The organism is uncultured Maribacter sp., from assembly GCF_947495965.1.
GTDB lineage: Bacteria > Bacteroidota > Bacteroidia > Flavobacteriales > Flavobacteriaceae > Maribacter_B.
In genome coordinates this window covers 671412-685343 of sequence record NZ_CANMBB010000002.1, presented here as the reverse complement: position 1 = coordinate 685343, position 13932 = coordinate 671412, and the positions used below count along the sequence as shown (strand labels likewise).

The 13932-nt window shown below is 32.7% G+C and carries 14 protein-coding genes; 10 read left to right on the top strand and 4 right to left on the bottom strand.

Going from position 1 to position 13932, the window contains the following annotated elements; translation table 11 throughout:
• Nucleotides 1–2: 2 nt before the first annotated feature.
• Nucleotides 3–2459 (top strand): primosomal protein N', encoded by a 2457-nt coding sequence (gene priA / locus Q0820_RS07400; protein WP_298486550.1) that lies wholly within the window; start codon nt 3–5, stop codon nt 2457–2459.
• A gap of 1 nt (nt 2460) precedes the next feature.
• Here priA and Q0820_RS07395 read toward each other — a convergent pair whose 3' ends face one another.
• On the bottom strand, nt 2461–3153 hold the full coding sequence (locus Q0820_RS07395; RefSeq protein WP_298486548.1) for a LytTR family DNA-binding domain-containing protein: 693 nt from the start codon (nt 3151–3153) through the stop codon (nt 2461–2463).
• A 262-nt stretch (nt 3154–3415) separates the two neighbouring features.
• On the opposite strand from Q0820_RS07395, the gene rpsF reads away from it, so the two are divergent.
• The 8 genes from rpsF (at nt 3416) to Q0820_RS07355 (ending at nt 11196) form a co-directional block, all read left to right on the top strand.
• A complete protein-coding gene (rpsF, locus tag Q0820_RS07390; protein WP_121067573.1) occupies nt 3416–3757 on the top strand; it encodes a 30S ribosomal protein S6 in 342 nt (113 codons plus the stop codon).
• Nucleotides 3758–3762: 5 nt separating this feature from the next.
• Nucleotides 3763–4059, top strand: a complete 297-nt coding sequence (gene rpsR / locus Q0820_RS07385) for a 30S ribosomal protein S18 (RefSeq protein WP_121067570.1) — start codon at nt 3763–3765, stop codon at nt 4057–4059.
• A gap of 15 nt (nt 4060–4074) precedes the next feature.
• On the top strand, nt 4075–4527 hold the full coding sequence (gene rplI / locus Q0820_RS07380; protein WP_298486543.1) for a 50S ribosomal protein L9: 453 nt from the start codon (nt 4075–4077) through the stop codon (nt 4525–4527).
• Between the two features lie 88 nt (nt 4528–4615).
• Nucleotides 4616–7747 carry a TonB-dependent receptor gene (locus Q0820_RS07375; protein ID WP_298486541.1) on the top strand — a complete coding sequence of 1044 codons (3132 nt, stop codon included), beginning with the start codon at nt 4616–4618 and terminating at the stop codon, nt 7745–7747.
• A gap of 89 nt (nt 7748–7836) precedes the next feature.
• On the top strand, nt 7837–8310 hold the full coding sequence (locus tag Q0820_RS07370) for a DUF6495 family protein (protein ID WP_298486539.1): 474 nt from the start codon (nt 7837–7839) through the stop codon (nt 8308–8310).
• A 125-nt stretch (nt 8311–8435) separates the two neighbouring features.
• Nucleotides 8436–9815 (top strand): histidine--tRNA ligase, encoded by a 1380-nt coding sequence (gene hisS / locus Q0820_RS07365; RefSeq protein WP_298486537.1) that lies wholly within the window; start codon nt 8436–8438, stop codon nt 9813–9815.
• Nucleotides 9816–9931: 116 nt separating this feature from the next.
• The gene (locus Q0820_RS07360) at nt 9932–10702 is read left to right on the top strand and encodes an SDR family oxidoreductase (protein WP_298486535.1); all 771 of its coding nucleotides are present in this window, start codon (nt 9932–9934) and stop codon (nt 10700–10702) included.
• A gap of 59 nt (nt 10703–10761) precedes the next feature.
• The gene (locus Q0820_RS07355) at nt 10762–11196 is read left to right on the top strand and encodes an RbsD/FucU family protein (RefSeq protein WP_298486533.1); all 435 of its coding nucleotides are present in this window, start codon (nt 10762–10764) and stop codon (nt 11194–11196) included.
• Nucleotides 11197–11206: 10 nt separating this feature from the next.
• Here the strand turns inward: Q0820_RS07355 and Q0820_RS07350 are convergent, their stop codons facing one another.
• Nucleotides 11207–11770, bottom strand: coding sequence for an NUDIX domain-containing protein (locus Q0820_RS07350; protein WP_298486531.1), 564 nt, complete (start codon nt 11768–11770; stop codon nt 11207–11209).
• 47 nt (nt 11771–11817) lie between these two features.
• Nucleotides 11818–12906: a M42 family metallopeptidase gene (locus tag Q0820_RS07345; RefSeq protein ID WP_298486529.1), complete on the bottom strand. Its 1089-nt coding sequence runs from the start codon at nt 12904–12906 to the stop codon at nt 11818–11820.
• Nucleotides 12907–13010: 104 nt separating this feature from the next.
• Between Q0820_RS07345 and Q0820_RS07340 the strand changes: the two genes are divergently transcribed.
• Entirely contained in the window at nt 13011–13700 is a 690-nt protein-coding gene (locus Q0820_RS07340) for a DUF4294 domain-containing protein (RefSeq protein ID WP_298486527.1), read from the top strand.
• Here Q0820_RS07340 and Q0820_RS07335 read toward each other — a convergent pair.
• Nucleotides 13697–13930 carry a DUF6095 family protein gene (locus tag Q0820_RS07335; RefSeq protein WP_298486525.1) on the bottom strand — a complete coding sequence of 78 codons (234 nt, stop codon included), beginning with the start codon at nt 13928–13930 and terminating at the stop codon, nt 13697–13699. The two genes, Q0820_RS07340 and Q0820_RS07335, sit on opposite strands and share 4 nt — an antisense overlap.
• Nucleotides 13931–13932: the final 2 nt, after the last annotated feature.

The window sequence follows — 13932 nt, the reverse complement described above, 5'->3', positions numbered from 1 at the left end:
AAATGAGTTATTTTATTGATGTAATATTACCTATACCTTTAGAAAGGCTATTTACTTATAGTGTCTCTGCAGAAGAAGCTCAGATATTACAAGCGGGTATGCGTGTGGCAGTACCTTTTGGAAAATCTAAAATATACACAGCTTTAGTACATAATATACATACTACAGCACCTACAGTATATGAGGCTAAAGAAATACACCAAATTTTAGAAGATGAACCTTTAGTTAATGCTTTTCAGATTAAACATTGGGAGTGGTTGGCAGATTATTACATGTGTACCATTGGGGAGGTTTTTAGGAGTGCTGTTCCAAGTGCTTTTTTATTAGAAAGTGAAACCCTTATTTTAAAAAATGAAAATACAGATGTTAAGGATTCGGATTTAAAGGATGATGAATTTTTAGTGTTTGAAGCCTTAGAACATCAACCCATATTAAAAGTACATGAGGTAGCTGCAATTGTGGAACGTAAAAATATACTTCCAATATTAAATAGATTGTTAGCAAAAAAAGTTATTCTTTTAAAAGAAGAAATATATGCGCAATACAAACCAAAACTAGTTTCTTATGTAGCTTTAGGGGAAGCATATACTACAGAAGAAGCATTAATAAAATTATTAGAATCCTTAACAAGGGCGCCAAAACAAAGCCAGGTAGTATTATCTTTATTTCAATTACAAGCATCTACAAAGAAACCTATAAAAGTTTCTGATTTAGTAGAGCGTAGCGGAAGTTCTAATGCTATAATAAAATCGTTAGTTAAAAAGGGAATACTAAAAGATTATAAAATTCAGACCGATAGAGTTTCCTTTAATTCCGATACGGAGCAATCTACCTTAAAAGAATTAAATGAATTTCAAAATACTGCAATAGAAAGTATAGCAGCATCTTTTGCTCAAGAGAAAGTTGCTTTGTTAAAAGGAGTTACTTCTTCTGGTAAAACGGAGGTTTATGTAAAACTTATTCAAAAATGTATAGAAGAGGGAAAGCAAGCCTTGTATCTTCTTCCAGAAATAGCCCTTACTACGCAGTTAATTGGCAGACTTCAAAATTACTTTGGGGGGCAGGTTTCTGTTTATCATTCTAAATATAGTATTCATGAACGAGTAGAGGTTTGGAATAATGTATTAACCCAAAAATCTAAAGCACAAGTAGTAATAGGGGCAAGGTCTTCTTTGTTTTTGCCATTTAGTAATTTGGGTTTAGTAGTTATAGATGAAGAACATGAAAGCTCTTTTAAACAATTTGACCCAGCACCAAGATACCATGCAAGAGATGCTGCAATAGTATTAGGGAAATTACATAAAGCAAATATTCTTCTAGGTTCTGCAACTCCAAGTGTAGAAAGTTATTTTAATGCTTTAAATGGTAAATATGGATATGCAGAAATAAATAAGCGTTTTGGAAATGTATTAATGCCAGAAATTGAACTGGTAGATATAAAAGAGGAAAGCCGAAAACGAAAAATGAAAGGTCATTTTTCGGAACGTTTATTAGAAAAGATCGCAGAGACATTAGATTTAGGAGAACAAGTTATTCTTTTTCAAAATAGAAGAGGATATGCACCTATAATGGAATGTGCTACTTGTGGTCATAGTCCGCAGTGTCCTAATTGCGATGTTAGTTTAACCTATCATCAGCATAGAAAACAATTGCGTTGTCATTACTGTAGTTATTATATTCCGCTGCAAGAGAGTTGCCAAGCCTGCGGTAGTGCTAAGTTAGATACAAAAGGTTTTGGAACAGAGCAAGTAGAAAAAGAATTACGAGAACTTTTTCCAGAAACTAAGGTTGGTAGGATGGATTTAGATACCACTAGAGGTAAATATGGTTATGAAAAAATAATTACAGCTTTTGAGCAACAAGAGATAGATATTTTAGTAGGTACCCAAATGCTAACCAAAGGATTAGATTTTAGAAATGTAAGCCTAGTTGGGATTATGAATGCAGATTCGTTACTAAATTTTCCAGATTATAGAGCACATGAAAGAACGTTTCAATTATTAACACAAGTTGCAGGTAGGGCGGGGAGAACAAAAAAAAGAGGAGAGGTGTTAATACAGACGTATAATCCATATCATCAAATACTAAAACAGGTTTCTGTGCATGATTATGAAGGAATGTATAAAGAACAATTATATGAGCGTAGGCAATTTAAATACCCTCCTATAAATAGAATTCTAAAAGTAACATTTAAACACAAAGACTATAATAAGTTAAATGAAGCTGCAGAATGGTTTGGTAAAGGGTTAAGAAATGTATTTGGAGAGAATGTGTTAGGCCCAGAATATCCGCCTGTGGCAAGAATCCGTAATCAGTATATAAAACATATAACGGTAAAGATTAATAAAGAGGCGCATTTAGGTAAAACAAAAAATAGCATTAAAAGAATTGAAAAATCTTTTAATGCTATTGCACACTTTAGAAGTGTAAGAGTAATCTACAATGTAGATCACATATAAGTTAAACGTTACTAAGGGCTTCTGCTAGTTCTGTTTTCTTGTTTCTACTTAATGGTATAGATCTACCGCTAACTTCAACATTTTTGCTATTGAACTTTTCAACTTTTTCTAAATTCACAATGTAGGATTTGTGAATTCTAAGAAATTTTTCTTCCGGCAATTGCTTTTCAAAAGATTTCATTGTTGATAAGATTACGATATTTGCCTCATCTGTAACTAATTTTATGTAGTCACCAAGAGCTTCAATCCACTTAATATCATTAAGTATAACTTTTCTCTTTTTAAGATTACTTTTAACAAAAATATGCTCTTCATCTTCATGAACTTTGTTAGCTTGTTCAAACTTTGCTACGGCTCTTTTAACAGAAGCATCAAAACGAGCCATAGTAATTGGCTTGTGTAAATAATCTGTTACATCGTAGTCAAATGCTTTTAAAGCATAATCTGGTTTTCCGGTAATTAATATTACCTGAGGACTGTTTTCTAGGGACTCGAGTAGGTCGAACCCAGTAATAATTGGCATCTCAACATCAAGAAAAATTAAGTCTATCTCGTTGTTCTTAATACCATTTTTAGCCTCAATTGCGTTGCTGTATTCGGCTACTAATGCTAGGTTGGGATGGTTGTTTACCAATTTGGCAACTGCCATCCTCTGCATAGAGGAGTCGTCTACAATAATACTTCTTAATTTCATAAAACGGCTGATTTGTGGGGTTAAATCATCGACAAAGAACAGAAAAAACAAGATGAATTGCAACAAAAGATGTAAACAATGCATTGTTTATTGTGTAATTAGCAATGATCATATATTAAAGATTTGGTTAATTTAAATTTTAAAGCTTCCTAGTTATAACGATGAATTTTCCGTTTTCGTGTAATAAAACGTAAATAATATTATTTTATGTGATATGTAAAATAATATTCCTATTTTTGCAGACCTTAAAAAATAAAGTATTATGAATCATTACGAAACTGTTTTCATTTTGAATCCCGTTCTATCTGATACGCAGATAGAGGAAACAGTTAAGAAATTTGAAGATTTCTTAATTAAGAATGGTGCCAAAATGGTAGCCAAAGAAAATTGGGGGCTAAAGAAATTAGCTTACCCTATTCAACACAAAAAGAGTGGTTTTTATCACTTGTTTGAATTTTCAGGAGAAGGAGATATTGTAACTCCTTACGAGCAAGAATTTAGACGTGACGAGCGTGTTATGCGTTTCTTAACGGTTAAGTTAGACAAACATGCAATTGCATGGGCAGAAAAAAGAAGAACAAGAAACAAAACTACTAAAGCGTAAGGACTATGGCATCTATAGAACAACAGGCAAAAGGAAAAAAAGATGGAGAAATTAGATATTTAACTCCACTTAATATTGAAACCAATACACGTAAAAAGTATTGTCGTTTTAAGAAATCAGGTATCAAATATATAGATTATAAAGATGCAGATTTCTTAATGAAATTAGTAAACGAGCAAGGTAAATTACTTCCAAGAAGACTTACAGGTACTTCTTTAAAGTATCAAAGAAAAGTGGCGCAGGCTGTTAAAAGAGCACGTCATATAGCATTAATGCCTTACGTTGGTGATTTATTAAAATAATAAAGAAAAAGAACCATGGAACTAATATTAAAGGAAGACGTACAAAACTTAGGTTTTAAAGACGACGTAGTTAACGTTAAGAACGGATATGGAAGAAATTTTCTTATCCCTCAAGGTTTAGCTGCTCTAGCTACAACTTCAGCTAAAAAAGTTTTAGCAGAAAATTTAAAGCAAAGAGCACATAAAGAAAAGAAAATTGTGGAAGCAGCAAATAAAACTGCAGAAACTCTTAAAGGACTAGAATTAAAAATTGCTGCTAAAACTGGAGCAGGAGACAAATTATTTGGATCTGTTACTACTATAGATTTAGCTGCAGCTTTAGAAAAAGAAGGTCAATCAATAGAGAAAAAATACATTAGTATTAATGGAGGTTCTGTAAAAAGAACTGGACCATACAATGCTCAGATTAGATTACATAGAGAGGTAATTGTAGAATTTCCTTTTGAAGTTGTTGCTGAGAATAAATAAAGTTAACAAAACGTTAATAATTTTAAGAGCTATGCGTGCATAGCTCTTTTTTTTGGGTTAAATTTGCGTGACTCAAAAAATATATTTTATGAAAAAACTGATGCTTTCAGCTTTATTGCTGGTATTTGCATTTACTTCTGTAATTGCGCAAGTTACTACTTCAAATATTAGAGGTAGTGTATTAGATAACGAAGGAGTACCTTTATTTGGTGCTAATATAGTTGCTGTTCATACACCTACAGGAACTAAATATGGTTCAATCAGTAATGAAGATGGTCGTTATAACTTACTTAACCTTAGAGTGGGAGGGCCTTATAGCTTAACAATATCATATGTTGGTTTTCAGGATTTTAAGCAAGAAAATATTTATTTAAGTTTAGGGAAAACTTTTAATGTAGATGCTAAATTATCTAATGCAGCAGAATCTTTAGATGAAGTTGTAGTAATATCTGATCGTGGTGGAACCTTTGGTAGTGATCGTACAGGGGCTGAAACGAGTGTTGGGCGTAGAGAATTAACACGTTTGCCTACTATTTCACGTTCTGCGCAAGATTTTACTAGATTAGAGCCTACAGCAAGTGGAAACTCTTTTGGGGGGCGTAATGATCAATACAATAATTTTTCTTTAGATGGAGCTATTTTTAATAACCCATTTGGGTTAGATTCACCAACGCCTGGAGGTCAGTCGGGAGCACAACCAATCTCTCTAGATGCTATTGAACAAATTCAAGTATCTACTGCGCCTTATGATGTTACACAATCTGGATTTACTGGAGCAACTGTAAATGCAGTAACAAAAAGTGGTACAAACGAATTCCATGGTACTGTGTATGGTTTTACACGAAGTGAGGCTTTAACTGGTGGGAAAATTAAAGGAGAAGATGTTACTAAGCCAGACCTTAACCAAAGTCAATATGGTGTTAGTATTGGTGGACCAATAGTAAAGGACAAATTATTTTTCTTTGCAAATTTTGAAAAAGATGAGAGAGATGATTTAGGTTCCAACGGTTGGGTTCCTAATACAGGATCAGGAGCTATTAATGAATCTAGAGTTTTAGAGAGCGATTTGTTAGCGGTTCAGTCAGGTTTAGCAGGAATTGGTTATGATACTGGGGCTTATGAAGGTTTTACATACGCGTCAGAATCCACAAAAGGTATTTTTAAGTTAGATTGGAATATTAACGATAAAAATAGATTGGCTCTTATTTATAATTTTTTAAATGCTTCCAAAGAACAACCTGCACATCCAACTGCAATAACAGCAAGAGAGCCTAGTTTTACAACGTTGCAATTTCAGAATACTGGATATCAAATAAACAATAAACTAAACTCTGTACAATTAGAGCTTAATTCAACATTGAGTGATGAAGTAACCAATAAGTTACAGGTTGGATACACGCATTTTGATGATTTTAGAAATCCTTTATCTGCTCCAGCTCCTTCAATTAATATTACAAAAGATGGTGTTAATTATATTATTGCAGGGCACGAGCCTTTTTCAATTCATAATAGGTTAGACCAGAAAGTTTTTCAGTTAACTAATAACATGAATATCTTTAAAGGGAATCATACCTATACTATAGGTTTTGCTTTTGAAAAATTTCAATTTGACAATTCTTTCAACTTAACTGCTTATGGTTTTGATTTGTTTGGAAGTGTTGATATTGCAGATTTTAATGCAAATGATTATGCTGGTGCATTAGCAGGTGCGCAAGCAACATTTAATGATAATAATAATTTTGAAGATGGTGAGCCAGGAAAATGGTCTTTAGCAGAAACTAATGTTGGTCAATTATCTTTTTATGTCCAAGACGAATGGAGTGCTACAGATGATTTTAAATTAACTTATGGTGTACGTTTTGATAAACCATTATACTTTGATACTAAAGATAAGATTACAGAGAATATAGATAGAAAAGGAACCTATCAACCAGATAATGTTTATTTTAATCCAAATACAGGAGAACCAACAACTATAGACTCTGAGCAATTACCAAGTAATGATTGGTTAATTTCACCAAGAGTTGGTTTTAATTGGGATGTAAAAGGAGATAATACGACACAATTGCGTGGTGGTACAGGAGTTTTTACAGGGAAATTGCCTTTTGTATGGATGGGTAACCAAGTTCAAGGAGTAGACTTTTTCTTCTACCAAGCTGTAGATCCAGATTTTAAATGGCCTCAAGTTTGGAGAACTAACATAGGAATGGATCAAGCTTTTGAAAATGGTTTGGTAGTTACGGCAGATGTAGCTTATACTAAAGATTTAAACGCTGCGCATGTACAAAACTGGGCTTATGCTAATCCTTCAGGAACTTTAAATGCTCCAGGGGATAATCGTCCAATATACCAAGCAAGTGATGTTTCTACTAATGCATTTGGAGGGCCAACAAGTGCGTATGTTTTTACAAATTCTGATAAAGGTAGAATCTGGAATGTATCTTTAAAAGCGCAGAAGAATTTTGATAATGGTTTGTATGCTAGTTTGGCATATAGCTATTTAAATGCTAAAGATATAAACTCTATAGAAGCTGAAATTACGGGAGATGCTTTTGATTTTAACCCCAATTTAGGAGATGCTAATGCAGATGTTTTAGCTTTTTCTAAGTACGGAGATACGCATCGTTTTATTGGTGTAGGTTCTAAGCAATTTGTATATGGTACTAATGATAAATGGGCAACTACCATTTCTACTTTCTTTGAGTATGCGCAAGGAGGAAGATTTAATTATACCTATGCGGGGAATATAAATAACGATAGTTCTTTTCAGAATAATGATTTATTATATATTCCAACAGCATCAGAAGTGCAACAAATGCAATTTTCTGGAGCAGGACAAGCAGAGGCTTTTGAGGCTTACATTCAGCAAGATAATTACTTAAATGATAATAGAGGTTCGTATTCTGAGCGTTACGGTGCTTTAGCTCCATGGAGAGGTAAGTGGGATATTAAAATTTTACAGGATTACAATTTTAATGTAGCTGGTAAAAAACACACCATTCAATTAAGTTTTGATGTGTTGAATTTTGGAAACTTATTAAATTCAAATTGGGGACTTATTCAGCAGCCAAATAACTTAAATCCTTTATCGGTATCTGTTGATGCTAACACAAATGTACCAACCTATACTTTTAATCCAGAGTTAACAGAAACTTTTGGTTACGATGCTAGTTTATTATCTAGATGGCAAGGACAATTTGGTGTTAGATACATTTTCTAAGCGCAAATAATTTAATTATATTTTATACTATAAAGGCCGTACTTATCGTACGGTCTTTTTATTTTTGCACTATCAAAAAAGGAATTACTTTGAAATATACAAGATTAACAAAAGAACAATTAGAAGAGCTACAGCCTGAGTTTGTAAACTTTTTAGCTACCCAATCTATAACAGGGGAAGAGTGGAAGAAAATAAAAGAGGATACACCAGAGGTTGCAGAAGATGAAGTAGATGTTTTTAGTGATTTAATTTGGGAGGGTGTTTTGTCTAAAGTTACCCACTTAGAAAATGTTTCTTCTAATCAAATGCATTTATTTTCTCTAGAAGAGAAAGAAATGAAATTAATATCTGTAAAGGTTAGAAACCCTAATATAGATTTAACAACCCAGGAAGGATTTTCTTGGTTTAAAAAGAATTGGCAATCCGATTTTGTAGACTATTTAACAGCTTCTAAAGCATATACAGAAGATAAAAATTTAGATAAGTTTGAAATCATAAAACAAGGAGCTGTAATAACAAAAGGCGATTTGTACAATTGGTTTGATACTGTTATTGGTAGTTAATATTTAGAAGTAAAAATATTCTGGAGACAAAGCGAAGTACAAGTCTCAGGATTTTTTATATTTATGATTTCTACCTAAATCTCCAACAAAAATAAAATTTAAACCTTATTATATTTTAAATAAAAATGGCACAAAAACCATCCATACCAAAAGGAACAAGAGATTTTTCTCCTTCTGAAGTAGCAAAACGTAATTTTATTTTTGATACCGTAAAGAAGCATTTTAAAACTTTTGGTTTTCAGCCAATAGAAACCCCTTCTTTAGAGAATTCTAATACCTTAATGGGTAAGTATGGAGATGAGGGGGATCGTCTTATTTTTAAGATATTAAATTCTGGAGATTTTATTAGTAAGGTAGATGATGTAACGTACAGTTCCAAAGATTCCAAGTCGCTTACTCCAAAAATATCAGAAAAAGCGTTGCGTTATGATTTAACAGTGCCTTTTGCCCGTTATGTGGTAATGCATCAAAATGAAATAGACTTTCCTTTTAAGCGCTATCAAATTCAGCCAGTATGGAGGGCAGATCGTCCTCAAAAAGGAAGATTTAGAGAATTTTTTCAGTGCGATGCAGATGTTGTAGGAGCAAATTCTCTATTACAAGAAGTAGAATTTATTCAATTGTATGATGCTGTTTTTACGGATTTAGGTCTAAATGGCGTAAATATCAAACTAAATAATAGAAAAATATTAGCTGGTATTGCAGAAGTAATAGGAGCTAAACATTTATTAATAGATTTTACGGTAGCATTAGATAAGCTAGATAAAATAGGAGAAGAGGGTGTAAAGAAAGAAATGTTATCTAAAGGAATATCGGAAACTTCTATAGAAAAAGCAGCACCTTTATTTACGCTTTCTGGAACTAATTTGGAGCAACTACAGAGTTTAAAAATGTTATTATCAGATTCTGAAGAAGGCACAAAAGGAGTAGAGGAGCTAACATTTATAGTAGAATCTATTACTGCTTTAGAATTGCAATCTGCTTCACTTTCTATAGACGTTACTTTAGCTCGTGGACTTAACTACTATACGGGAGCTATTTTTGAAGTAAGTGCTCCAGAAGGTGTTAAAATGGGTTCTATTGGTGGCGGTGGTCGTTATGATGATCTTACAGGTGTTTTTGGTTTAAAAGATGTTAGTGGTGTTGGTATATCTTTTGGTTTAGATCGTATTTATTTGGTGTTAGAAGAATTAAATCTTTTTCCAGAGGCAATTAAACAGTCTTTAGATGTTCTTTGTTTAAATTTTGGAGATAAAGAAGCTTTTGCAGCTCTAAAATTAATTACACAACTCAGGAAATCGGGTGTTAAGGCAGATATTTATCCGTCTAACGCAAAAATGCAAAAGCAATTTAAATATGCTAATAATAGAAAAGTGCCTTTCGTAATTTTATTGGGGGATTCTGAATTAGCTAATAATTCTTTTGTGGTTAAAAACATGGAAGAAGGCTCACAAAAAGAATATAGCTTACATAAGATTGAAGATTTTATTAATTACTTAAGCTAATTTCTTTAAAATCAGATAAATTTTTATTGCGTCATTTTTTGATTATATTTGGTTAACCAATCTGGTTATGCAATTTTATATTGTATAAATTTTGTGAATTTAAATCAAAAAAATATATGACGAATAGTAACAAATTATCTGGAAAAAACATACTCATTACTGCTGGTGCTCAAGGAATTGGAGAAGCAATTACTAAGCATTTCATAGATAGTGGCGCTAATGTTGCTATTCATTATTTTTCAAGTGCAGATACCGCAAATGAATTAGTAAAATATGCAACAAATAAGGGGTTAAAAGCAATTGCAATATCTGGAGATTTAACAAAAGAAGAAGATGCTAATGCTATGGTTAAAAAAACTGTAGAGGCTTTGGGAGGGTTAAATATTTTAATAAACAACGCAGGTTCTCTTGTTGCGCGTAGATTGTTAAGCGATATGGAAACAAATTTTTGGCATAAGGTTATGGACATTAATTTAACGTCTATGATGTTTGTTACTAGAGCCGCTTCTCCTTACTTAGCAAAGAATGACAATAGTAGTATTGTTAACTTAGCTTCCTTAGCAGGGCGTAAAGGTGGGCACCCAGGATCACTGGTGTATTCTACAAGTAAAGGTGCAATTTTAACGTATACAAGAGCGCTTTCTACAGAGTTAGGTGCACAAGGTACTAGAGTTAATGCGGTTGCACCAGGACTTATCTTAGGAACATCATTCCATAATACACATACTACAAAAGAATCTGCTGCGGAAACTACAGCAGGCATACCAATCCAAAGAGCTGGTAATGCTGATGATGTGGCTAGAGCTGTTTTATACCTAGCTTCTGAATACGATGGATTTATAACAGGGGCTACATTAGATATTAATGGAGGCGTTTATAATATGTAGAGCACTAAAAATCATGAGATTTTTGGTGTTTTATTTTCATCCATTTTTAAATAAAATATATGTTAACAACAGCAGTAATACATCCAACAATTATGGAGGCGCTAGCACGTTCTGGTCATTTTGCACAAGTAGTTATTGCAGATGGAAATTTACCTGTTGGCGCTATGACAGGACCAAACTCTACAACCGTACATCTTAATTTTAGACCAGGACTATTAGATGCACTTACTGTATTAGAGGGCATATTAGAGGTATGCCCTATACAAGGGGCTATTGTAATGGAAAAACCTGCAGAAGCAAATGCAGAAATACAGGATACTTATAAAGAATTGTTAGGAGATGTTACTTGGGATGAAATGGAGAGATGGGCTTTTTATGATCAGATAAGAAAAGAAACTACAACACTAATTATACAAACAGGAGAGCAGCGCCGTTTTGCTAATTTAATTTTGACTGTTGGTGTGATAAAAATGGTAGAAGAAAGCGGTTTTTAGTGTGTTTTATTTATGGATTAGGTTGCGCATTTATTTTTTCAAGTATTTTTTTTAAAATGACTTCATAATAGGTAGCTTTATGCGGCACATAGCTATTTTTTTCTTTACCTATTAGTTCTCTTTTTAATAGATTAATTGCAATAAGTTTTAAGTTCTCCACTTCACTTTCTTGTTTTTTTAAACGATGTAAAGGGACTTTTAGTTCTGTTATAAAAGTATGATGAAATTCACAGTCTATAAGCGTGTTACTGTGTTTTTGAATGGATTTAAAAACACCAATTTTATGCAATTCTGGTTGGGAAATTTGTAGACCAATTTCTTCTTCAATTTCTCTAAGAGCAGATATTTCTATGGGTTCTCCAGCTCCAATATGGCCTGCAACAGAAACATCCCAAAGTAGAGGAAAGGTATTTTTGTTTTTTCCGCGTTGTTGTAATAAAATTTCTCCTTTTTTAGTATAAAACCAAATATGTACAGTTTGATGAAAAAGTCCTTTTTCATGTGCAGTTGACTTCATTACTGTTTCACCAGTTAAATTTGCATTAGCATCTAGAATATCAATTAACTCATCCATATTAAAAAAATAAAAAAATCCCTCTGGTTAAAGAGGGATTTAAAGTTTTACTCAAAATAACTAAAAGTTTCTCCTTCTTTTATAGTTAGTAACGTTTCGTAAATAAGTTTAATAACATTTTCTACATCATCCTGGTGTACTGTTTCAACGGTAGTGTGCATGTAACGTAATGGTAAAGAAATTAGTGCGGAAGCCACACCGCCATTACTATATGCAAAAGCATCTGTATCTGTTCCTGTAGATCTAGAAGCTGCCATTCTTTGAAAAGGAATTTTCTTTTCTTCTGCAGTTTCAATAATGCGTTCTCTTAATTTATTTTGTACTGCTGGGGCGTATGAAATAACAGGTCCGGCGCCAATTTCGGTATGTCCTTGTATAGCTTTGTTAATCATAGGAGTGGTGGTATCATGACATACATCTGTAATTATAGCTACATCTGGCTTAATTGTATGCGTAATCATTTCTGCGCCACGTAATCCTATTTCTTCTTGTACAGAATTAGTGATGTATAATCCAAAAGGTAATTTTTCTTTGTTCTCATGTAATAAACGAGCAACCTCTGCAATCATAAAACCACCAGCTCTATTATCTATTGCTCTACAAACAAATTTGTTTTTATTCAAAATTTGAAACTCATCTGGATATGTAATAACGCAGCCAACATGAACGCCTAACTTCTCTACTTCTTCTTTTGTTGTAGCACCAACATCAACCGTAATATTTTCGATTTTAGGAGTATCTTCTTTAGGTCCTTTTCTAGTGTGTATTGCAGGCCATCCAAATATACCTTTAACAATTCCTTTTTTGGTATGGATATTTACCCATTTAGAAGGAGCTATCATGTGATCACTACCGCCATTACGAATTACATGAATAAGTCCGTTATCTGTGACGTAATTAACATACCAAGAAATTTCATCAGAATGCCCTTCTATAACTACTTTATATTTAGCATCTGGGTTAATAACACCAACAGCAGTACCGTAAGTGTCTGTTATAAATGTGTCTACATATGGTTTTAAGTAGTCCATCCATATTTTTTGCCCTTCCCATTCGTATCCTGTAGGAGCGGCATTATTTAAATATTTTTCAAAGAAATCTATAGATTTCTTAGTAAGTATTTTCTTTGAAGCCATAAACTTATATTTTATATACAAACTTACTAATATTCACTAATTTTAAGTAATAACACACGCTTTTTATCGTTAATTTTGGCAAGACTTTTGCTTTATTTAAAAAGATGAAAAAAATATTCTTATTTTTTATTGTAGTAAATATTGCTATTGTTGTTTCTGGTCAAGCCCAAGAACAACAAAACGATTCTATTCCAGAGAAGTTTATAAAAGTAGAGGGAGACTCTATTTTTCAAAGCTCTATTCCTTTACATGAGGCATACGTTTTTGGGAAGCTAAAATTTGATAATTACGATGCAAAACTCAAATATTATATTCTTAGACGTAAGACTATAAAAGTATATCCTTATGCAAAATTAGCTGCAGAGCGTTTGGTAGAATTAAATGATACACTTCTTCAAATCAAGAAAAAAGGAAAGAGAAAAAAATATACGAAAGAGGTTCAAAAATCTATAGAAGATGAATTTTCTGAAAAACTAAAAAAGCTAACAAGAACCGAGGGGCAGATTTTAGTAAAACTAGTGCATAGGCAAACAGGAAACACAAGTTTTGACTTGGTGAAAGACCTTAGAAGTGGTTGGCGTGCTTTTTGGTATAATACAACTGCAGGCTTTTTTAATATTACAATTAAAGCAGAGTATGACCCTGTAAATGTACATGAAGATTATCTTATTGAAGATATTTTGCAACGAGCGTTTGCTGCAGGAAAGTTAGAAAGGCAAGAATCTGTTCTTGATTATGAGTATGGTTCATTAATTAATAAATGGAAGGGCACATCCACTAAAAAAAATAATTAATGTTTTGGTTTTTTATTAAAAATACCATCCATTATTACTTTTATGCTATAAAACCCCATAACAATAGCTCCAAGGGCAAGTATTGCACCAACTATAAGTACTGGCCAGAAAAAAGGATGACCTTCATTTTTAAATGCTTGGTATAAAGCTACTGGAGCAGTAAACATAAGAAGTATGGTGTATGCCATATACTTTACACCTTTCATCATTACCTCTTTATTTGTTCTCATAT